This is a genomic window from Asticcacaulis sp. AC402 (assembly GCF_000495835.1).
Taxonomy (GTDB): Bacteria; Pseudomonadota; Alphaproteobacteria; order Caulobacterales; family Caulobacteraceae; genus Asticcacaulis.
In genome coordinates, this window is record NZ_AWGC01000004.1 from 147,807 (window position 1) to 169,703 (window position 21,897).

At 61.2% G+C, this 21,897-nt stretch carries 16 protein-coding genes; 3 read left to right on the forward strand and 13 right to left on the reverse strand.

Features of this window, described 5'->3' with window-relative positions; genetic code table 11:
* Positions 1-41 precede the first annotated feature (41 nt).
* From ABAC402_RS23135 to ABAC402_RS23160, 6 genes are all read right to left on the reverse strand, one after another.
* Positions 42-2,918: a TonB-dependent receptor gene (locus ABAC402_RS23135; protein ID WP_023448026.1), complete on the reverse strand. Its 2,877-nt coding sequence runs from the start codon at positions 2,916-2,918 to the stop codon at positions 42-44.
* A 370-nt stretch (positions 2,919-3,288) separates the two neighbouring features.
* Positions 3,289-4,131, reverse strand: coding sequence for a 2-keto-4-pentenoate hydratase (locus ABAC402_RS23140; protein ID WP_023448027.1), 843 nt, complete (start codon positions 4,129-4,131; stop codon positions 3,289-3,291).
* Positions 4,132-4,314: 183 nt separating this feature from the next.
* Positions 4,315-5,073: a 2-dehydro-3-deoxy-D-gluconate 5-dehydrogenase KduD gene (gene kduD / locus ABAC402_RS23145; RefSeq protein WP_023448028.1), complete on the reverse strand. Its 759-nt coding sequence runs from the start codon at positions 5,071-5,073 to the stop codon at positions 4,315-4,317.
* 30 nt (positions 5,074-5,103) lie between these two features.
* A complete protein-coding gene (kduI, locus tag ABAC402_RS23150) occupies positions 5,104-5,967 on the reverse strand; it encodes a 5-dehydro-4-deoxy-D-glucuronate isomerase (RefSeq protein WP_031235094.1) in 864 nt (287 codons plus the stop codon).
* A gap of 65 nt (positions 5,968-6,032) precedes the next feature.
* Positions 6,033-7,445: a glucuronate isomerase gene (gene uxaC, locus ABAC402_RS23155; RefSeq protein ID WP_023448030.1), complete on the reverse strand. Its 1,413-nt coding sequence runs from the start codon at positions 7,443-7,445 to the stop codon at positions 6,033-6,035.
* 171 nt (positions 7,446-7,616) lie between these two features.
* Positions 7,617-8,777, reverse strand: coding sequence for a LacI family DNA-binding transcriptional regulator (locus ABAC402_RS23160; protein WP_023448031.1), 1,161 nt, complete (start codon positions 8,775-8,777; stop codon positions 7,617-7,619).
* A gap of 173 nt (positions 8,778-8,950) precedes the next feature.
* On the opposite strand from ABAC402_RS23160, the gene ABAC402_RS23165 reads away from it, so the two are divergent.
* Together ABAC402_RS23165 and ABAC402_RS23170 are read left to right on the forward strand one after the other, a co-directional pair.
* Positions 8,951-10,507: a UxaA family hydrolase gene (locus ABAC402_RS23165; protein ID WP_023448032.1), complete on the forward strand. Its 1,557-nt coding sequence runs from the start codon at positions 8,951-8,953 to the stop codon at positions 10,505-10,507.
* Complete coding sequence (locus ABAC402_RS23170; protein WP_023448033.1) at positions 10,504-11,931, forward strand: mannitol dehydrogenase family protein; 1,428 nt, start codon at positions 10,504-10,506, stop codon at positions 11,929-11,931. The genes ABAC402_RS23165 and ABAC402_RS23170 overlap by 4 nt, the downstream gene beginning before the upstream one ends.
* Before the next feature lie 244 nt (positions 11,932-12,175).
* Here the strand turns inward: ABAC402_RS23170 and phoB are convergent, their stop codons facing one another.
* The 6 genes from phoB to proB all read right to left on the reverse strand — a co-directional run bounded on the left by phoB (position 12,176) and on the right by proB (position 18,804).
* On the reverse strand, positions 12,176-12,865 hold the full coding sequence (gene phoB / locus ABAC402_RS23175; RefSeq protein ID WP_031235099.1) for a phosphate regulon transcriptional regulator PhoB: 690 nt from the start codon (positions 12,863-12,865) through the stop codon (positions 12,176-12,178).
* A gap of 2 nt (positions 12,866-12,867) precedes the next feature.
* Positions 12,868-13,566: a phosphate signaling complex protein PhoU gene (gene phoU / locus ABAC402_RS23180; RefSeq protein ID WP_023448035.1), complete on the reverse strand. Its 699-nt coding sequence runs from the start codon at positions 13,564-13,566 to the stop codon at positions 12,868-12,870.
* Positions 13,567-13,963: 397 nt separating this feature from the next.
* On the reverse strand, positions 13,964-15,469 hold the full coding sequence (locus tag ABAC402_RS23185; RefSeq protein ID WP_023448036.1) for a histidine kinase dimerization/phospho-acceptor domain-containing protein: 1,506 nt from the start codon (positions 15,467-15,469) through the stop codon (positions 13,964-13,966).
* Between the two features lie 183 nt (positions 15,470-15,652).
* On the reverse strand, positions 15,653-16,942 hold the full coding sequence (locus tag ABAC402_RS23190) for a glutamate-5-semialdehyde dehydrogenase (RefSeq protein ID WP_023448037.1): 1,290 nt from the start codon (positions 16,940-16,942) through the stop codon (positions 15,653-15,655).
* Positions 16,943-17,023: 81 nt separating this feature from the next.
* Entirely contained in the window at positions 17,024-17,632 is a 609-nt protein-coding gene (locus ABAC402_RS23195; protein ID WP_023448038.1) for a hypothetical protein, read from the reverse strand.
* 17 nt (positions 17,633-17,649) lie between these two features.
* A complete protein-coding gene (gene proB / locus ABAC402_RS23200; RefSeq protein WP_023448039.1) occupies positions 17,650-18,804 on the reverse strand; it encodes a glutamate 5-kinase in 1,155 nt (384 codons plus the stop codon).
* Between the two features lie 141 nt (positions 18,805-18,945).
* Here proB and thrC point away from each other — a divergent pair, with 141 nt between their 5' ends.
* Positions 18,946-20,322 carry a threonine synthase gene (thrC, locus tag ABAC402_RS23205; RefSeq protein WP_023448040.1) on the forward strand — a complete coding sequence of 459 codons (1,377 nt, stop codon included), beginning with the start codon at positions 18,946-18,948 and terminating at the stop codon, positions 20,320-20,322.
* Positions 20,323-20,711: 389 nt separating this feature from the next.
* Here the strand turns inward: thrC and thrB are convergent, their stop codons facing one another.
* Complete coding sequence (thrB, locus tag ABAC402_RS23210; protein ID WP_023448041.1) at positions 20,712-21,677, reverse strand: homoserine kinase; 966 nt, start codon at positions 21,675-21,677, stop codon at positions 20,712-20,714.
* Positions 21,678-21,897 lie beyond the last annotated feature (220 nt).

The following is a 21,897-nucleotide window of genomic DNA, read 5'->3' on the forward strand; positions in this document are numbered from 1 at the left end:
CAGTACTCGGGAGGAAACAGGTACGCTTACTAATCGGACTATCAGTACTTATAACGAACGCCGAATATGAATTGCCGGCCCGACTGAGTGTACTCCAGCATGGCGTTGCCGGTGTTGCCGGTGGCGGCCTGGGCGTAGCTGACGTAGCGGTCGTCAGCTTCGTCGGTCAGGTTGATGGCTTCGAAACTGAGCGTCAGATTGTCGGTCAGAACATAGCTGGCCGAAGCATCGATATTCAGAGTTTCATTCTTGCCGAAGAAGTCCGCGCCCGAACCCGGCAGCAGCGAAACCAGGTATCCATCGCGGTAAGCGGCAGACACGCGTCCCGACAGCTTGCTGTCTTCGTAGTAGAGCGTGGCATTCCAAGACGTCGGCGACAGGCCCAGCAGGTTTTCCGTCCGTGTCGCGGCTGTTGTTGGCGAGGTGTAGTATTCGATCTTCGACTCGACCGAGGTGTAGTTGACGATACCACCCGTGTTGCCCAGGAAGCCTGGCAGGAAGGTGAACGGCTTTTGAAGGCTGATTTCATAACCCTTCAGCGTACCGCCTGGCGTCGAAATCGGATTGGTGACGGTGTAAAGCGTATCGCCCGTCTGGCCAGTCGCGTCGGCGATGAGATCCATATCCAGGCCCAGGTTCTTATAGGCCGTGGTGTATTGGCGGTTCTGGATGTAGGAGTCGATATCTTTCTGGAAGAAACCGATCGAGAACAGTGTGTCCTTGTCGGCGTACCATTCGACATTCAGGTCGTAGTTGGTGGACCGGATGGGATCCAGCATCGGGTTGCCGCCGGTATAGGTCAGGCCGAAGGTAGAGAGCGTGCCGCCCGGAGTCAGGTTGGCCAGCAGTGGGCGCGCCATCACCTTGGCCGCGGCGAACCGCACCAAGACGTCATTGATGGGCTCGACCGTGACGTTGAGCGAGGGCAGGGTGTCGTCGTATTCTCGCACCGACGTGGCATAGGTCGTGGCCGATAGGTAGCCACTCGTGGTCTGCTCGGTCTTGACGTGACGCAGGCCGACGTCGCCGCGGACCGGCAGGCTACCGATCTCGGTCTTGAAGTCGAGTTGGACATAGGCGCCCGTATCGGTTTCGGCCGCCTCGCGGTTGAGGCCGCGCGCCCCGCCAACCGACGAAGTGCCGGTGGTATAGAAGCCGCAATTGCACTCATAGTTCAGCTTGTCGCGGATGGCGTTGATGTCGGGAACCAGCCAGGTTTCACCGAAGCCGGTGACCGATTGGGTGTAGCCGGCCAGATTGGCGTTAAGTGTCGCCAGATCGGCGGCGTCGATGGCTTCGCTGGCGCGACGGGCCTGCATGGTCACCAGTTCGAAATCCTTCACAGAGGCTCCGAAGCGCAGGGTGAAGACGTCGTTGATGTCGTAGGTGAAGTCTGCCGACAGCGTGTTGAACGAATTTGTGGTCCTGTTCGGCCGGATACGGATGAGAGAGGCGTCACCGCGCGCGCCCCCGGTCGGGCCGCCGTTGCCGAAAGTCCAGTAGCAGGCCTGCGACACGGTGCAGCCATTATGGGTGCCGTAGTTGAACACCGGCGCGGTCTGGTCGGTAAAGTCATAGCTGTAACCATCAACATCGTAGGCTTCGATCGACAAGGTCGTCTGACGCGGGTTGTCCTGGATCGACTCGGACGAACCGATGCGGAACGAGCCGCGGAAACGGTCCGTGAAGTTCTGGTCCCAGGTCAGGCTGAGCTGCGAGAAAGTGGAGGACTGGTCGTCGAAGCGGTGTTCCGAGCGGACATCGACATCGTTGAACGCAGCCTTAGTGATCACGCCCTGGTCGGAGATCGTGTAGTTGTAGATATCCGTGGCCGGGTTGCCGATTCCGGCGCCGCCGCGGCTAAACGAAATCACTTCGAGGTATTGCTCGGTCCGGTCGGCGCGGAACTTCGAGTAAAGGCCCTCGATCGAGATCAGAGTGTTGGGGTTTGGACGCATCTGAAAGGCGCCGGTGATGCCCAGTCGCTTCTGGTCGTAGCTGAGGCGACCGTAGCGCGGAATACGTGGGTGCAGAGCGTTCGAGACCTTCAGCGCCTCACCCGTCAGGGTGCCGGATGCTGGGATGCCGGTGAAGGTGGCGCCGCCGTCGGTCGAGTAGTTCTGGAAGCGACCACCATTGCTTTGGTTGAAGGCGTTTTCCCAACGGACGGTGGAGGGTCCTTCTTCGAACAAGGTTCGTTCCGAGTAGGCCACCGACAGTAGGGCGCCCAGCTTTCCGTCAGCCCAGCGATTGGACACCAGGAAGGTATAGCGCGGGCTCGTGTCCTCGGACCGGTCATTGTAGGCAACCTGGGCGCCACCCGCCAGGGTGAAGCCCTTATAGTCGAAGGGACGCGAGGTCTGCAGATCGACCGTGGCGCCCAGCGAACCTTCATCGACGTTGGCGCTTTGCGACTTGCGTACTGTCAGAGATTTGAACAGTTCCGAAGCGAAAACGTTGAAGTCGAAACCGCGGTCCAGATTGGCGCCCGTGGAATCCTTGCCGCCCGCAGTGGCCAGGGCTTCCAGGCCGTTGATACGAACGCGGGTGAATTGCGAACCCAGGCCGCGCACTGTGATGGTACGCCCTTCGCCGCCGTCACGGTCGATGGCGATACCCGGTATACGCTGCAGGCTTTCAGCCAAGTTGTTATCTGGGAAGTCGGCGATGTCTTCAGCGGTGATAACGTCGACAATGCTCGACTCGCGCTTCTTCGCATTTATCGAGCTCTGCAGCGACCCGCGGAAGCCGGTGACGACGACGACGACGGTGTCATCCTCGGCAGCAGCGGCGGGCGCTGCGTCCTGGGCCAGGGCCGGCAGGGCAAGGGTCCCGGCGGCGAGCGCCACGGCGGTCATGGAGACCCCAAAGCGCAGGAATTTCTTGGACGCAAAGGTTGCGTTGGTTGGCTTGGTCATAAGGTTTTACTCCCCGTTTGTGCCACCGCTTAAGCGCGGCTGATCATTTGGCGACATTGATGACACCGGTGTCACACCTTTCCATAATGTGAACTGCCGGACGTTGTTCGAACTAAGACATAGATTTTTTACAGAGACAACCCGCCGCCTTAGCTAAAATGACACCGGTGGCACAACCTTCTCAGGATTACATAGCACCTGCGCTATTTTTGCCATAGCTACGACATGCACAACATTTATCTGTAAAAATTTCGGCTCCTGCTTCGAACTTGCCTTAACCATAAATGTAAACGTTTAAGCTTGTCTTACTGGCAAAGAAACTGGCCCCGCAGGTCTGCGGGGCCAGCTTACGACTCTGCTGAGAACGCGATCAGCTCAGTTCGGCGATGTCCGGATTGACAGTGACGGTGCGCAGTTTGAGGACAACCGTCTCGTGAGGGCCACTGAAGGTGACGACGGAACTCTGGCCGGCGCCGATGTCATGGATGCCGGTGGTGGCGCCTGACGAAATCAGTTGGCCGCGGGTCAGTGGCAGGCCACGGGCAGCCAGGTGACCGGCCAGCCAGGCAATGGCCTTCAACGGGCCGCCCGGCATGGTGAAAAGGCCACCTTCGCCGACGACGGTGCCGTCCATCTCAGTGCGGGCCGAAAAGCTTTTCACGTGCTCGGCATCGAGTTGCGAGACGGTCGAGTCGGAGTCGAATTCGGCCAGGCGCGCCCCCAGGATCAGGCCGAAATTGTTGCCGAAGTCCGAGGCGGTGACGACAGGCCCCAGGGTGTTGATCGTAGGCAGGGGTGATCCCGCCATTTCGATGCCCGCAAAAACACCGTCGATCAGGCGTATGGCGTCCTCTTCGCTGTATGCGGTCTTTTGCGGGTCAGCATCGTGGTCAATGCGGAAGATATATTCGGCTTCGACGGCGGCGAACCCGCCTTCATAAACGGCAACCGTGACCTCTTCGCCCTGATAGTCCTTGAAGGCGGGGGCAAAGATCGGGCCCGCCAGGCGTTCGGTGCCGTGCAGCGGCTGGAATTCGGGCTTCAGGCGGCCGATCTTCCAGCCAACGATGGGCCGGCCCCACAGCTTGATGGCGCGATCCTGGATGGCGTAGGATTGTTCCATGTGCTGGGGCACGACGCCGGGATAGTCAGGCAGGGCCGTGCCGGTACGGCGGGCCGTGACAAATTTTTGGGCAATTTCGTCGAAGTTCATGGTCGGTCTCCATATCCGGAAACTGCCGCGGAGCGGCATGATAGAAAAGCGGGTCCACAGATTTCACTGATTACACAGATGAGAGTCTTAATCTGTGTAATCTGTGAAATCTGTGGATTCCCTTGGGGAATATGCCACTACGCGGTGAGTTCCGAATTTACGGAGTTGGAGAGTAAGTTCGGCTTACCGCGCCAGCCAGCCGCCGTCGACCGGGATGACCGCGCCGTTGACATAGTCCGAAGCCGAGGCCGCCAGGAAGATGGCCGTGCCGGCCAGATCCGACGGCAAACCCCAGCGCCCGGCCGGAATGCGGTCCAGGATGGCCTTTTCGCGGACTTCGTCGGCGCGGATCTGAGCGGTGTTGTCGGTCGCCATATAACCCGGCGCAATGGCGTTGATGTTGAGGCCCTTGGCGCCCCATTCGTTGGCCAGCAGACGGGTGATGCCGGCAATGCCCGACTTTGACGCCGTATAGCTGGGGACGCGGATGCCGCCCTGGAAGCTGAGCATTGAGGCGATGTTGATGATCTTGCCGCTGCCCTGGGCGATCATGTGGCGGCCGGCCGCCTGAGCCATGAAGAAGGCGCCCTTGATGTTGACGTTCATGACGTCGTCCCAGTCTTTTTCCGAGAAGTCGACGGCGTCCTGACGGCGGATCAGGCCGGCATTGTTGACCAGGATGTCGAGACCGCCGAGACCAGCAATCGTTTCAGCGGCGATCCGCTCGACCGGCTCGATGGTGATCAGGTTGGCGTCGATATTGAGGAACCTACGGCCCAGGGCGCGGACCTTGTCGCCGGTTTCCTCGGCCGGCACGATGCCGGCGGCGGCGATGTCGGCGCCGGCTTGCGCCAGAGCCAGGGCAATGCCCTGACCGAGGCCGGTATTGGCACCGGTGACAAGGGCCACCTTGCCCGTCAGATCGAACATGTTGATCGCCATGTGAAGTTTCTTTCCCGCTTTATTTTGTTTTTAGGCCAGTTGGCAGATGTCGAGGACCTTCATGTCGGTATAGTCGAGGTTTTCCCCGCCCATGGCCCAGATGAAGGCGTAGTTGGAGGTGCCGGCACCCATGTGGATCGACCACGGCGGCGAAACGACGGCTTCGTTGTTGGCCATGACGATGTGACGCGCCGCATCCGGTTCGCCCATGAAGTGGAAGACGCGGTCGTTGGCGCCCAGGCCGAAGTAGAAATAGACTTCCGAGCGACGATCGTGCAGGTGCGGCGGCATGGTGTTCCACACCGAACCAGGCGCCAGGATGGTCAGGCCGAGCAGCAACTGGCACGACTTGGCCGTTGTCGGCACGATGTACTGGTAGATGACGCGCTGGTTCGAGGTTTCCAGGGCACCGCGTTCCAACGGCACCGCTTGGTCGATCGAAATCTTGACCGTCTCGTAGCGGGCGTGGGCCGGGGTCGAGGTCAGGTAGAACAGGGCCGGATTGGCAGCGTCCGTCGAGGCGAACAGCACTTCGGCCGTGCCCATCGGGATGTAGAGACCGTCCTTCAGACCAAGGTCATACACCGTACCGTCGACTGTGACCGTACCGGCGCCACCGCCGACATTGATCACGCCCAGTTCGCGGCGTTCCAGGAAGGGATGACCGGCAGCCGAGGCCGGTTCGGTCTGGTCGGGCAGTTTCAGGGTCTGTCCCACCGGGGCGGCACCGCCGACGACGAAGCGTTCGAAGTGGGTGTAGTTGAGGACGATCGCATCGGCCTCGAACAACCCGCCGATATGGTACTTTTCGCGCAGGTCCTGCGTGCCGGCACCTTCCATCATGTCGGGGTGGGTGGCGTGGTAGATTTTTCGGTAGAGTGAGGTCTGGCACATAGGTCTGGCGGGCTCCGTTTTTTCCGATCATTTACGATCAAAATTATTCAAACGCAATCGAGTTCTCAAAGCTTGTAAGCGGCTTTGGGTAGATTGTAGGTGAGGTCCTTGATGAGATCGGCGGCATCTTCGAGCCCAAGTCGGTGTTCGGCTACGAGACGGGCCAGGAACCTGGCGTCGATTCGACGGGCGACATCGTGGCGCGCCGGGATCGACAGGAAGGCGCGGGTGTCATCATTGAATCCGACGGTATTGTAGAAACCGGCCGTCTCGGTAACCTGCTCCCGGAAACGCGTCATGCCTTCGGGGCTGTCGTGGAACCACCAGGACGGGCCCAGCTTCAGGATGGGATAGTGGCCGGCCAGGGGGGCCAGTTCGCGGCTGTAATTGGTCTCGTCCAGAGTGAACAGGATGACGGTCAGGTTCTTCTCGTTGCCGAAGACGTCGAGCAGCGGCTTTAGAGCATGGACATAGTTGGTCGGCAGGGGGATGTCGCAACCCTTGTCCCGGCCATACTTTTCGAAAACCTTGAGATTGTGGTTGCGAAATGAACCCGGATGGATCTGCAGGGTCAGGCCGTCGTCCAGGCTCATGCGGGCCATTTCCGTCAGCATCTGGGCGCGGAACAATTCGGCGTCTTCGGCGGTCACAGCCTTGCCGGTGACACGCTTGAACAGCGCCTTGGCGTCGGCCGGCGACAGGTTGGCCGTCTGGGCGGTGGGATGGCCATGGTCAGTCGAGGTGGCACCATGGGCCTTGAAAACATCGCGCTGCGTGCGGTGCGCGCGCAGATACCCCTTCCAGCTATAGACGTCTTCGCCGGTCAGTTCGGCAAACAGCTTCAGCTTGTCGTGAAAATCCTCGTGCTCCGGGTCGATCACCGGGTCAGGGCGATAGGCGGTGACGACCCGGCCTTTCCAGCCCGACGCTGCTATGGTGCGGTGGTGTTCCAGGGTGTCGGTCGGGCCTTCGGTCGTGGCCAGCAGTTCGATGTTGAAGCGGTCGAACAGGGCGCGCGGGCGATAGGCGTCGGACGCCAGCATTTCACCGATGCGGTCGAAGTAAAAATCGGCGGTTTCTTCGCTGAGCTGGGCCTCGAAGCCCATGATTTCGCTGAAGACATAACCCATCCACATCGAGGTCGGGGTGCCACGGAACAGGTGCTGGTTCTGGGCGAAGATGCGCCAGGCGGCGCGCGGATCGGCGCCCGACGGACCGGCCCTGGAGCCAACGCCGACCTCGTCCAGATCGATGCCCTGCGAATACAGCATGCGGTAGATATAGTGGTCGGGGCTGAGGAACAGAGCCGTGGCGTTCTCGAACGGTTCGTTCAGGGCAAACCATGACGGGTCGGTATGGCCGTGCGGCGACAGGATCGGAAAATCCTTGACCACGGCATACAGATCTCGGGCGATGCCGCGTTGTATGGGGTCGGACGAGAAGAGGCGGTCTTCGTTCAGGGAGAGTGGCTTTGTCATATCAATAGCACCAGTGGATTCAATAATTTCAGGCTGCTTGTGATATGTCTGCCTGTGCTCCCGTGGCAACATAGGTAACCGGTGTCATTCCTTTTGGCAATGGATTTTTTGAGGTTCGTCTCAAAAAGTGGGACGCCACTTGATGCGTTCAAAATCATATTTCCAAAGAACTTATTTGGGTACCGGGCCTGAGGAACCGCGGACGATCAGGACCGAGTCGAAAACCACGCTGGCACCGGGCTTGGCATCGCTGCCGATCAGCTTTTCTGATGCCGTGCGTGCCATGTCGCGTGTCGGCAGGCGCACGGTGGTCAGGGCTGGGTTGAGGCGCGCGGCGATCGGCGCATCATCGAACCCGACAATGGTCAGGTCGTCAGGCACCCGCAGCCCCAATTCGTAGGCGACCTTATAGGCGCCGGCAGCCATGTCGTCGTTACAGCAGATGATCGCTGTGGGGCGGTCCACCCGGCTCAGGATTTTGGACGCAGCAACAAAGCCGGAATCGAAGCTGTAATCACCCTGTTCGATCAGGTCCGGGGCGAAGCCGAGGCCGTGCTTCGCCAGGCCCTGCTCGAAGCCTGCACGGCGCGCGTGGGCCGACGGATAGAGGCTGTTGCCGGCGATAAAGGCGATGCGACGATGGCCCAGTTCGACCAGGTGTTCGCCGGCCTGTTCGCAGCCGACCCGGTCGACCGAAACGATTTGCAAGCCGGCGATCGGCGGGTCGTTGACGTCGCCGCTGCGCGCCGTGACGCGGATGAAGGGTACATCCAGTTCATCCAGCAGGGCCAGCAGGTTGCGGTCCTCGGCGACCGGCGGAAGGATGATAACGCCCGACAGGCGTTGCAGTTCAACGAAATCGCGGATCTCGTCGAGGAAGTCCTCGCCCTTCCAGTCGCACGGGTGCACGACGAGTTCGTTGCCGGAACCACGCAGCCCGTCCAACGCGCCCATCTGCATGTTGACGATATACTGGGCGTTGGGGTTGTCGTAGATCAGTCCGATGAGGAACGACTTGCGGAACGCCAGGCCGCGCGCTTGAGGGTCGGGCCGGAAGCCGATACGGGCGATGATATCATTGACCAGATCGCGGGTCTCACCGCGCACACTGGGGGAGTTGTTGATCACCCGCGAGACAGTCTTCTTCGACACCTGGGCCAGGCTGGCAACATCATTGATCGTCGCTTTCTTGCGACGTTTCATGAATTCTTCGACGGGGTCTCCGCTCATGCGGTCACCGTTCATGCGGTCGCCAGAAACGTGGTCGGTCATCAGGTCGCCGGGTTCACGGCCGGTGGTTACGGGCGTGCGGGGTTGCGAAGGTCGGGTCATGTGTAGCGTAACGTGCTATCGAGATTTGCAGGATTCGCAAAGAGGTGGATAACCGCTTTTGCCCCGTTTATTTTCCCCGGCATATTGCCTGAATCCCCGGCTTTACTTAATGACACCGGTTACCATATAAGCAATGCCCGCGGTTTGCACGCGTTTTTGCAATGGAGTGAATTATGCCCGATGATCAGGCGGCCAACAGCAAGACTGGGTGCGCCGGTTTGGGCGGCAAGGACGTCGCGCGCCCCGGCATCCTGCGTATCCACGAAAACGACCATGTTGCCGTCGCGCTGGAGGAAGTGTTCGCCGGCGAAACGGTCACCACTTGCGGGCTGACCCTTACCCTGACGAACGATATCCCCAAGGGCCACAAGATCGCCCTGTATGACATTCCGGCCGGCCAGGCGGTGAGGAAGTTCGGCTTCGTCATTGGCAAGGCGACCCAGGCGATCGCCGCCGGAGCGCACATTCACAGTCATAACCTGGCCACCGCCCTGTCGGGGGTCGAGGATTACAGCTACCAACCTGTGCCGGTAGAAACCCCGGCCGCAACTGCCGGCCAGTTCACGACGGGGCAGTTTTGGGGATATCGCAGGTCGGACGGTCGGGTCGGCATCCGCAACGAAATCTGGATTCTGTGCACGGTCGGTTGCGTCGCCCGCACCTCTGAGCGGCTCGCTCGCTCGGCATCGGAGCGCTTCAAGGGCCGTGTCGACGGCGTCCATGCCCTGACCCATCCGCTGGGCTGCTCCCAACTCGGCGACGACCTCGACCATACCCGCAAGCTGATCGCGGCCCTGGCCATGCATCCCAATGCAGGCGGCGTGCTGATCGTCGGCCTGGGCTGCGAGAACAATCAGTTGTCCGCTCTGCTGAAAGACATCGAGCGCCCGGCGGACCGGTTGAAGTATTTCGCCGCCCAGATGGTCGAGGACGAGACCGAAACCGGGCTCGAAGCCTTGGAAGAGCTGGTTGCCGTTATCGAAAAGGACCAGCGCGAACCCTGCGACCTGTCGGACCTGGCCATCGGCGTCAAGTGCGGTGGCTCGGACGGTTTCTCCGGCCTGACGGCCAATCCGCTGGTGGGCAAGGTCGCTGACCGGGTGGCCTTCGCCGGCGGCCAGGCGATCATGACCGAGATTCCCGAAATCTTCGGCGCCGAGCGCATCCTGATGGGCCGTGCGAAGAACCAAGCTGTGTTCGACGGCGTGGTGTCAGTGGTCAACGACTTCAAACAGTATTTCCTCAACCACAATCAGCCGGTGTTCGAAAACCCGTCGCCCGGCAACAAGGCCGGCGGTATCACCACCCTGGAGGAAAAATCCCTGGGCGCGGTGCAAAAGGGCGGGACCTCGCCGCTCAACGAAGTCATGCGTTACGGCGAACGTGCCCACGAAAAGGGCCTCAGCCTGCTGGAAGCGCCAGGCAACGACGCCGTGTCGTCGACGGCCCTGACGGCCGCGGGGGCGGTGATCGTCCTGTTCACGACGGGACGCGGTACGCCGCTGGGATTCCCTGCCCCAACCCTGAAAATCGCCTCAAATTCGGCCTTGGCGCAAAAGAAGCCGCACTGGATCGACTTCGACGCCGGCCGTGTGCTGAACGACGGTCTCGACGCGACTACCGACTCCCTGATGGAGTTGATCTTGCAAACGGCTTCTGGCCAGCCTAGCTGCAACGAGAAAAATGACGAGCGCGAAATCGCCATCTGGAAGAACGGAGTCACCCTGTGAAGCTTTCCCTTGCCTATTTTGAACAGGCTGACGCTGAAACGCCGGCCTATGATCCCACCACCCTGGAACTGGGTGTCGTCCATTTCGGTCCCGGCGCCTTCCACCGCGCCCACCAGGCAGCCTATCTCGACGCCCTGGCGGCTACCGACCCGCGCTGGGGGATCTGCGGTGTTTCCCTGCATTCGACCGGCGTACGTGATGCACTTAACCCACAGGACGGCCTCTACACCCTGGCGACCCTGGACGAGGAGATCGGTTACAGGATCATCGCCTCGATCCGTGAGGTCCTGGTCGGACCGGAAAACCCCGAGGCCGTGTTCGAACGCCTGCTGGGCTGTGGCATCGTTACATCGACCGTGACGGAGAAAGGCTATTGCCTGCTGGCCGACGGGGCGCTCGATTTCGGCCATGCCGATATCGCCCACGATCTGGCCAACCCCCGGGCGCCAAAATCCTTTGTCGGCTATGTCGTCGAAGGCCTGCGCCAGCGACGTGATTGCGGCAAGGCACCGTTCGTGCTGATTCCATGCGACAACCTGCCCAATAATGGCAAACGTTTAAAGGCGGCAGTCGTTGCCCTGGCCGCACGGTTAGATGCTGAACTGGCCGCCTGGATCGAGTCCGGCCTGGCGTGTCCGTGCACCATGGTCGATTCCATCACCCCGGCGACCGACGACGCCCTGCGCGCCCGCGTGGCGGACGCCATCGGTCTGCACGACGCCTGGCCGATCCAGCGCGAAGCCTTCACCCAGTGGGTGATCGAAGACCATGTCCATGACAGCGGCCCCGACTGGGCTTCAGTCGGTGTCATCTTGACCGACAACGTCCCGGCCTATGAACGCGCCAAGCTGCGCCTGCTGAACGGCCCGCATTCCACCCTGGCCTATGCCGGCCTGCACAAGGGCTATGAAACCGTGTCGCAGGCGATGAACGATCCGGAACTGTCGGGACTGGTACGCGACCTGATGCTGAAGGATGTCGTGCCGCTGCTGGAGACGCCAAAGGGCATGGACCTGCCGGGCTATTGCGAGGCCATCCTGAAGCGCTTTCGCAACCCGGCCATCCGCCATTTGCTGTCCCAGATCGCCTGGGACGGTTCTCAGAAACTGCCGATCCGGATTTTGAGTTCGCTGTCCGAAGCCTTGGCCCAGGGCCATGATGTTTCGCGCCTGGCCGTGCCTCTGGCGGCGTGGATGCGCTTCGTGCGCAACAAGGCCGTGTCGGGTGAACCACTTGCCGATCCTATGGCAGCCGACCTGATCGCCCTTGGCAAGGGATTGACGGACACGCGCGCCGATGTGGCGGCTTTCCTGGCCGTGCGAGCGGTTTTCCCGGAGAGCCTGGCAGGGAATCCCGTCTTCATCGCCGCGGTCGAGAGCGCGTATGATGCACTTTTGGCCACCGAAAGTCCCGTGGCGGCTTAGCAGGAAGACTGTAGAGCGGGATGAGTTTTAATGGACTCAAAATCCCGCTCTAGGTTTTTGTTGTGTCGCGCAATCTATCCGAAAACGGGAGCGCCCGTGCGGGTGCGGCACACTTTATCGGATTGCGCTTTAGGACTGAGACGTCCAATGGCAGGCCGGCCAAGGTGGGCGCGTCAACGAAAGCGAGCAAAAGAAGAGCGTGTTTCGTGGCGCGCAAGTTAACACTGCCAGAAACGCCGTCAAATCACCCCTGAATGTCCAGCGAATATCCGGCCGAGCGCACTGTGCGGATCGGATCGAACTCGTCATCCCGGTTCAGCGCCTTGCGCAAACGGCCGATGTGGACGTCGACGGTGCGCGCCTCAACATAGACGTCATTGCCCCACACGGCGTCCAGCAGTTGCTCACGCGAGAACACGCGCTTGGGATACTGCATGAAATGGTCGAGCAGCTTGTATTCCGTCGGCCCGAGGTGGATGTCACGGCCGCCGCGCTGGACACGGTGCGACAGGCGGTCGACGCTGATTTCGCCGAATTCCACGCGATCCTCGCTCAGGCCCGGCCGGATGCGGCGAAGGACGGCGCGGATACGGGCCATGAATTCGACCATCGAAAACGGCTTGACGACATAGTCATCGGCCCCGGTATCGAGACCGCGGATGCGGTCGCTTTCTTCCGAACGAGCCGTCAGCATAACGATCGGCAGGTTGCGCGTCGGCGCCGCCGAACGCAGCCGCCGGCAGACCTCGATCCCCGACACCTTGGGCATCATCCAGTCGCACACCAGCAGGTCAGGCTGACGCTCCTTGATCATCACCAGCGCCTCGTCGCCGTCGGCCGCCATGGCGGTCTCGTAGCCTTCTTTTTCAAGGTTGTAGTGGAGGAGCGTCGACAGGGCGTCCTCGTCTTCGGCGATGATGATGTAAGGTCGCATGCTCACTCTATGGAACTTAAGGTGTTGCCCTTGGGACGGTCTTCGACATAGTCTTCGCCCGTCAGCTCATAATGGATATGTTCGGCCATGTTGGTGGCATGGTCACCGATACGTTCCAGATTCTTGGCCATGAACAGCAGATGCGTGCAGGCCGAAATGGTGCGCGGATCGCCCATCATGTAGGTCAGAAGCTCGCGGAACAGGGCGTTGTAGTGTTCGTCGACCTCTGTGTCTGAAGACCAGACATTCTGCGCCAGGTCCAGTTTGCCCGCCTTGTAAGCGTCCAGCACGTCGCGCAGGCGTGACGATACCAGCTTGCCCATGCGCTCGATCGACCGGGTCAGCGGCGTCATGGGTTCGACTTCGGCGATGACCAGAGCGCGTTTGGCGATGTTCTTGGCCAGGTCGCCGGTACGTTCCAGCGAAGTCGCCAGTTTCATGGCGGCAACCGTCCGGCGCAGGTCGTCGGCCATGGGTTGGCGCAGGGCGATCAGGCGGATGCATTTGCGCTCGATGTCCTTTTCCAGTTCATCGAGTTTGTGATCACGCAGGACCACGCTGTGGGCCAGGGCGACATCCCGCCGCGCAACGGCTTCGACAGCATCGGCGACCTGGGCTTCGGCAAGCCCTCCCATCAGAACTACCTCGGCACTGAGCTGATCCAGCTCTTCCTGGTAGGTCTTGACGATGTGCGCGCCCATCTTGAACTGTGCCAACTGCGATACCCTTCATCCTGATCCGGCTATCAAGGTCGTAGGCCGGGCAATGATTCGCCAGTCTAAACCCGAAGTGTAACCAAGATTTTACAGGGGCTTTAGGGGAATTTTGTGACAGTTTTATTATGTCATCCCGCACGCGCGAAAGAAACAAGGGTTAACGCGCAAGTCCTCGCAATTTAAGCCCACCGGCGAATGCTCTCGACTCTTGACCCGTTGGCAGGGGGCGCCCCAGAAACGTACGCTGGCGCGTTTGCCAACCCGCGCTGTATCAAGAATTTCGCGGGTTGGTATAAGTTTTTGTTTTGTCGCGCAATTTATCCGAAAACGGGAGCGCCCGTGCGGGTGCGTCACACTTTATCGGATTGCGCTCTAAACAACCTCAGACCGCGTCTTTGAGGTTGCGTGGCAAACCGTCCGAGATCACCAGCCGCGGCGTGTCGGCGCCGATGCCGTGGGCCCGGGCTTGCGGGAAACAGGCGCTGAAGGCAGTGAAGGTGACAGGCTCAGTTGCATGCAGGCTGGCGACCTTTTCGGTCGGCGTGCGCTCCAGTACGTCTGTGGCGCTGGCGACCGACACACTCTGGCTCTCAACCACCAGGCCGCCGCGGTGCCGGTTGATGATATGCTTGACGATGGCCAGGCCGAGGCCTGTCCCCAGCTTGTCGCCGCTCTTTTGGCCTTCGACGCGATAGAAGCGTTCGGCCAGGCGCGGCAAGAATTCGCGCCGGATGCCCGAACCGGCGTCGCGCACCGTTACCTGGGCGTAAAAGTCGTGGACATTGCGGTCCGGACGCAACAGGACCAGCCGTGCCGCGCCGCTGTTGCTGCCGGCCACCGCCTGCTCCAGGGTCAGGTCGTAGCGAATATCGACCAGAATCTCCGACCCGGCCGGTGCGTATTTCAGGGCATTGTCGACCAGGTTCTGCATCACCTGCAGGATCTGGTCGCGATCTCCGATGATGGGATACAGGCCGGGCTTGGGGGCACGGATGACGATATTGACGCGCTTGTCACGCGCCATCAACGACAATCCGTCGGCGACGTCGCGCGCCGCCAGGGTCAGATCGGCTTCGCCCGACGGCGGCACGTGCTCATTCAGCTCGATGCGTGACAGCGACAGCAGGTCCTGAATCAGCCGGCGCATGCGCTCGGCCTGGGTGGCCATGATGTCGAGGAACTTTTCGCGCGCCTTTTCGTCTTCCCTGGCCGAGCCGCGGAGGGTCTCGATAAATCCGGTCAACGACGCCAGGGGTGTACGCAGTTCGTGCGAGGCATTGGCCAAAAAGTCGGCACGCATGCGCTCCATGCGACGGGCATCGGTCTCGTCGCGCAGGGTCAGCAGGGCCAGGCGCTGGGGTCCCGTTACGGGTAAAGGGCTGGAATAGGCGCGCCAGATCTGGTCGCGGGCGCCACCGGCCAGGTCGTAAACGGTCGAGGCGCTGATGCCGCCGAACAGGGCTTCATCGACGCATTCCAGTACTTCGGGGTTACGAATGGTGCTGACCAGCAGCCCGCCCTCGCCGTCCATGCGGAACATGGTCTGGGCCGCCGTATTGGCGAAGACGATCCAGCGGCCGGCGATATCGTCGGGCTCGATGCCGGAAACGATCATCACCGGATCAGGGATGGCGCGCAGGACCTCCTGGAAGCTGGGCCCCTGGGGCTGGACCTTGATCTGCTTTTCCGGGGCCTTAAGCGACTTGATCCGGCTCTCGGCGTCACCGACGACCACCAGGTACTTGTACAGGGTAAAGGCAACGACCAACAGGGCAGCATAGATCAAAAAGGGCCGCAATACCGGCAACATGGCAATGCCGACCAACGCGAGCATACCGATCACGCTGCCGGCCGGAACCACGTTCCAAACTGATTTCCGCTTGTCCATACACCCACTACATCTGAAGTCCGTTAGAACTTCCATAATCCAAAAGAACGGCGCTCTTAAATCGATTTGACGACAGTCCCGTGACAACTCGCCTGGAAGACATGAAACATAAGGAAACTGTGGAGTTTTTTCGCTGTTTGCGCGAGGTTCAGAACGGTTATCTGGACGGTTCTGGGGTCCAGTCTAGGGACGGGTCTGGCCTTCACCCCGGACGACATATTTAAACGTGGTTAATTGCTCCGCACCCACCGGACCTCGGGCATGCAGCCGATCGGTTGAAATCCCGATTTCGGCACCCAGCCCGAACTCACCGCCGTCGGCATATTGCGTCGAGGCATTCCAGATCACAATGGCCGAATCGACCTCATTGAGGAATGCCTCGGCGGCCTTGGCATCCTCGGTGATGATGGCCTCGGTATGGCCCGATCCGTAGGTTCTGATATGGGCGATAGCGTCATCGAGACCGTCGACCACTTTCACCGCCAGGATCGGCAGGAGGTATTCGGTCTTCCAGTCGTCCTGCGTCGCTGCTGTCATCGGATAGATGGCTTGCGCCGCGTCATCGCCGCGCAACTCGCAACCCCTGGCGACCAGGGCGTCAGCGATTTTCGGCAGCAGGTCGGCGGCGACAGCTTGGTCGATCAGCAAAGTCTCGGTCGCGCCGCACACCGACACCCGGCGCATCTTGGCGTTCACGGTCACCGCCACGGCTTTGTCGGGATCGGCAGCGCTGTGGACATAGGTGTGATTCAGCCCCTCCAGATGCGCCAGCACGGGGGCGCGGGCCTCGGCCTGAACACGGGCGACCAGCGACTTGCCGCCGCGCGGAATGATCAGGTTGATGGCTCCACCCAGTCCGCCGAGGATCAGGCCGACGGCGTCGCGGTCGGAGGTCGGCACCAGTTGCACGCAGCAATCGGGCAAACCGGCGGCGCGCAAACCGTCTTCGAAAGCGGCATAGATGGCCAGGGCTGAGTTAAGCGCTTCAGAACCCGTACGCAGAATGGCGGCATTGGACGAACGGATGCACAGGGCGGCCGCATCGGCTGTCACATTGGGGCGCGATTCATAGATGATGGCGATGACGCCGATGGGGGTCGAGACCCGGGCGATATCCAGCCCATTGGGCCGCGTCCATCGCGCCAGTTCGCGACCGACAGGATCGGGCAGGTTGGCAACCTCTTCCAGCCCCCTGGCCATGGCTTCGACACGGGCGGGATTGAGGATCAGCCGCTCGATCATGGCGTCGGTCAGACCCTTGTCGCGCGCCGACGCCTGATCGGCGTCATTGGCGGACAGTATCTCGGTCGCACGGGCCCGGATGGCCTTTGCCGATTCCAGAATGGCCTGTGTGCGCACCTCTTGTCCGGCCAGGCGCAGGGCCTCTGCGCCCATTTTGGCCCTGTCGGCCATGGCGAACATCAGGTCCGTTAAAGTCTTGGGCAGCGTTTGGGTGCGGGATTGGTCGGCCATCGGATGATCCTTGTCTCGCCCGCCTTATAGCGCAAACGCGAAAAAAGGCGACGGTTTCATGGGATATGATCGATTCGGCGCTCAATCCGCCAGGATGGAATGACGGGCGAACTGCTTCATCAGCTGCGGCAGTTCATAGCTTTTGGTCACTTTGAACACGGCCATCCGGCCCGACATTTCGAACAGCGGACAGAAATCCTCGACCACCTTGTAGTGGTCGCGGCCGACATAGTCGTCCAGGATCATTGTCGCCCCTTCCGGCGCGCAGACCAGGCTGTACAGAAAACAGGCAACGCGGAAACGGCCGTCCACCATGATCAGATCGGGCATCACGCCCAGGCGCCAGGCGATCTCCCACGGCTGGGTGGCGTAGTTGTGATAGGTGTCGATGCCGCCGCGATCGCGCGGCCGTCCCCAGTCGACCACCGGACCAACATCGGCGTGTTCGAGGTGAACCTTGTGCGCGACCTCGCCCAGATTATGGCGAACATGCCCGATCCATTGCGGATCGCTTTCTACCGAAATGACGGTGGAGATGTTGATTGTGTGCGCGGCGCAGACCGTGCTGCCGCCGCTGCCATATTCCAGATAGACCGACGCCTGTTCCAGCAGGTCGAAAAAATAGCTTTGCGCCGGTTCGTCCATGTGCGGACGCAGAAGTTCGATAAAGGGGCCCGCAGCGTCCGTCATATCAGACCTTTTCTTCTCTAAACCAAAACCATATCGTCGCGGTGGATGACCTCGTCTCCGCTGGTGTACCCCAGGATCGCCTCAATGTCCCTGCTGGTCCGACCACGAATATGCCGAATATCGTCGGCGCCATAGCTGACAATGCCGCGTGCGACCTCGACCCCGGCCGGTGAGGTAATCGATACCGTGTCGCCCTTGTCGAACTGGCCGATGACCTCGACAATGCCTGACGGCAACAGCGATTTGCCATTATGCAGGGCGCGCACCGCCCCTTCGTCCAGCATCACCTTGCCCGCCGGCACGACCGTCCCGGCGATCCACGCCTTATAGGCCGCCGAAAGCGAGGCCTGCGGCTTGAACAGAGTAAAGCGCGCGCCGGCCGGGCCGCCCAGGCTCGACAACGGCCGATGAACCGAGCCGAGCGCGATCAGGGTGGCGCAACCGGCCGACCCGGCGATCTTGGCCGCGGCGATCTTGGTGGCCATGCCGCCGGTACCGACTCCGGCCAGGACATTGGCGCCGCCGGCCATGGCCTCGATGCGGGCATCCAGCTTTTCGACCACGGCGATATGTTCGGCGTTCGGATCCTTGCGCGGGTCACTGGTGTACAGACCGTCGATGTCCGACAGCAGAATTAAGGCTTCCGACCGCACCAGTTGCGCCGCCCGCGCCGCCAGACGGTCATTGTCGCCATAGCGGATCTCCTCGGTCACCACCGTGTCGTTCTCATTGACGATGGGAACGCAGCCGAGATCGAACAGGGTATCGACCGTTGCCCGGGCATTCAGCCAGCGCCGGCGCTTTTCGGTATCTTCGCGCGTCAGAAGCACCTGGGCGGTCTTGATGCCAACCGCCGAAAACGCCACCTCCCAGGCGCTCATGAGCAGGGGTTGCCCGGCGGCGGCGGCGGCCTGTTTCTCGTCCAGCTTCAGCTTGGTCCGCGACAGGCCGAGATAGCGCCGTCCCAGCGCCACCGCCCCCGAAGATACCAGCATCACTGATCGCCCTTGCGCCTTAAGGGCGGCGATATCGTCCGCCAGGCCGGCCATCCAGGCTGCGTTGGCCTTTCCGGACGCCGCGTCGATGACCAGGGACGAGCCGACCTTGATCGTGATACGCTTCGCCTGCGCCAGAATATCCGGCAGGACAGGATTTGTGGCGGTCGCGGACATGAAGGCTCTTTTCTCGCCTGCCTGAAAATGATAGGCCGCCCCAGGGCTTGACATGTGTAAAGCGGGGTGATCGGGGGCGGCTTGTAGCATAAGCGCAACGGGCCGCAAGTTGTAACTCTGCCAAGGAAATTTGGTAACAAAATGAACTATATAGGTACGCGCGGATTCACCGGCCCCAAGACCTTTGCCGGAGCTCTGCTTGACGGCCTTGCACCAGATGGCGGTTTGTACGTACCCGCGGTTTACCCGACCCCGGAATTCGATCTTAATGCCGCGGCCAGCGGCCCCTATGCCGACCTGACCGAAAAGCTGCTCAACCTGTTCGGCGTCGACGTCCTGGGCGCCCCCGCCGTCCGCGTAGCCGCCGAGCGGACCGCAGCGGCCTTCCTGCGCGACGGCGAAACGCCGCTGACCCGGCTGGAGGACAATCTCTGGCTGCTGGAGCTCTATCATGGTCCGACGCTCGCCTTCAAAGACATGGCCATGCAGATGATCGCCCCGCTGACCGACGCCGCCCTGGCCCAGACCGGTGACAACCTGACCCTGGTCACCGCCACCTCGGGCGATACCGGCGCCGCTGCCGTGCGGGCCTTTGCCGGTTCGGCGCGCGTTCGCCTGATCGTCTTCCATCCCCTTGGCCGGGTCTCGGCAGTGCAGCGCCTGCAGATGACCACGGTCACGGCTGATAATGTCCTTAACATCGGTGTAGAAGGTGATTTCGACGACTGCCAACGTATCGTCAAAAGCTTGCTGGGCGACGATAGCCTGAAAGCGCGCGGCCTGATCTCCAGCGTCAATTCCATCAACTGGGGCCGGCTGCTGGGCCAGGTGCCCTATTATCTCGCCGCCAGTGCGGCGTCGGGCGCCGATCGGCCAAACTTTGTGGTGCCGACCGGCAATTTCGGCGACGCCTTCGCCGGTTGGGCCGGGCGCAAAATCGGCGGAAACATCGGCCACCTCCATGCCGCGGTGAACCGCAACGACGCCCTGTCCCAGGCTCTGAACGATGGCAAGTATATCCGCCGCCAGGCTGTTGAATCCGCGTCGGTCAGTATGGATGTCCAGGCGCCGTCCAACTTCGAACGCCTGATCTTCGAAGCCTCGGGCCGCTCGGCCGCCGGCACGCGCGGCTTTTTCGAAACCTTCGCCGCCCGCGGCGAGGTTCGTCTGTCCGGCGAGCTTCAGTCTGCCTGCCTGAAAGAAGTCACCGCCAGCACCATTTCCGAGGCCGAGACCGCCGCTACCATCCAACACGCCTGGAAGACCTGGAACAAGGTGATTTGCCCGCACACCGCCGTGGGAGTCGCCGCAGCGCTCAAGCGCAAGGGTTCGGGCCCGCATATCGCTCTGGCTACCGCCCACCCGGCCAAGTTCCCGGATTTCGTCTCAAACGCCCTGGGCTTCGCACCGGAGGTCCCAGAGGCGATCCAGGCGCTTCATGGCCTGAAGGAAAAGATCACGGCCATCCCCAATGACCAGGCGGAAGCGCTTAGGGCGGTAACAGGTTTTACCGCATAATCAGATGCTTGAACGAATTCGCCGGTGCTGGATAAATAACATCTTTTCCCAAAGTCAAGCCGGTCGCCAGCGCCAAAGCGCTGAGCGCTCGCTTGAGGTCAGCCTGACCGATATTTCTGCTGATCCACCATCCAGACGATGTCTCCAAAACGGGGAGATCTGTTCGCCCTGGATGGATTGCCTCTGGCTTGCGTGCCAGGTATCGCCTTTTGGTACCACGCATTGACGCAAGCTTGTTGAGCGCGTCCGGCGCGACTTCGGCCGTAACGTCTACAACAGCGGAAAACAGCTCGGGTACGCTTGGGCGGGTACGACGGCCAACATCTTTAACGCCAACATGACGAACATTTGTCGAAACATTCTACCCCTCCCCGCGTAATCATCTCCCGTCAGAAATAGGCGTCGCCACCTTGCACGGTACGATGGTAGTCCAGCCGCCGGTAAAAGGCTTCCGGATCCTTGGGCTTCACCACCCACGACGGGTCGTGGTTCAACAGATCATACAGCCGCGTCAGGGTAAAGCGCATGGCCGAGCCGCGGGCAAATAGCGGCAGGGCAGCGACCTCGGCTTCGGACAACGGTCGAAGGACGTTATAGGCGGCGGCAAAGGCGTGGATCATCTCCGGCATCGGCTGGCCACCCGGCGTAAAGCCCCAGGCGTTCAGCGCCACCGCGAGATCGTAGGCATAGAAATCGGTGCAGGCATAATAATAGTCGATGACGCCCGTCACCTGACCGTCTTCGTTCATCAGCACATTGTCGGTGAAATAGTCGGCATGGATGGCACCTTTCGGCAGGTCCTGCGGCCATTCTTGCTGCAGCAAGGCCAGTTCCTGGCGGAAATCCTCCAGTATAGCCAGAGCGCGCGGCGACCCGGCCGCCGCCGGGTCGCACCGGGCGATCAGGTTTGGCCACATGTCAATGCCCATGCTGTTGCCGCGGATCTGCGGGAAATCCCCCCCGACCAGATGCAACCGAGCCAGGTATTCGCCCGCCGACGCCGCGTGGCGGACATCCGGATTGCGCGGCCAACGGCCGGGCAGCCACCGGATCAGGGCGCACGGCTTGCCGTTGATTTCCCCCAGGCTGGAGCCATCGCGCTTCAGCGCCGGCCCCGGCGCCGGATAGCCCTTGCGATCAAGATAGAGGGTATAGTCCATGAACCACGGCAGGTCGTCCCACGGCGTGGCGGACTCGAACAGCGTCAGCGCGTAGAGACCAGACGTGGTCTCGACCTTGAAATTGGTGTTGGAAACGCCTTCCTCGATGCCTTCGAGGTGGATCAGGTCGCCGATGTCGTAGGCGCGCAGATAGGCCCGGGCATCGTCATCGGAAACGTGCGTAAAGACAGCCATTGACAATCCTGAGCAGGGGCGAACGTCCCGCTATTACGGACCCGAAGTCGGAAAGACAAGAGTTAGAGCGTGTCCCGGAAACTGTTACGCACGTTTCGGGTAAAGATGCACCTTTAGACAAAAGCTTAAAGTGCCATTGCACAGGCCTCCTCGAAACACCGGTCATCCTGTGCCCGACAGGTAAAAAAGGCGGTAGGGTAGGTTTCGCAGGGAGGTTCAC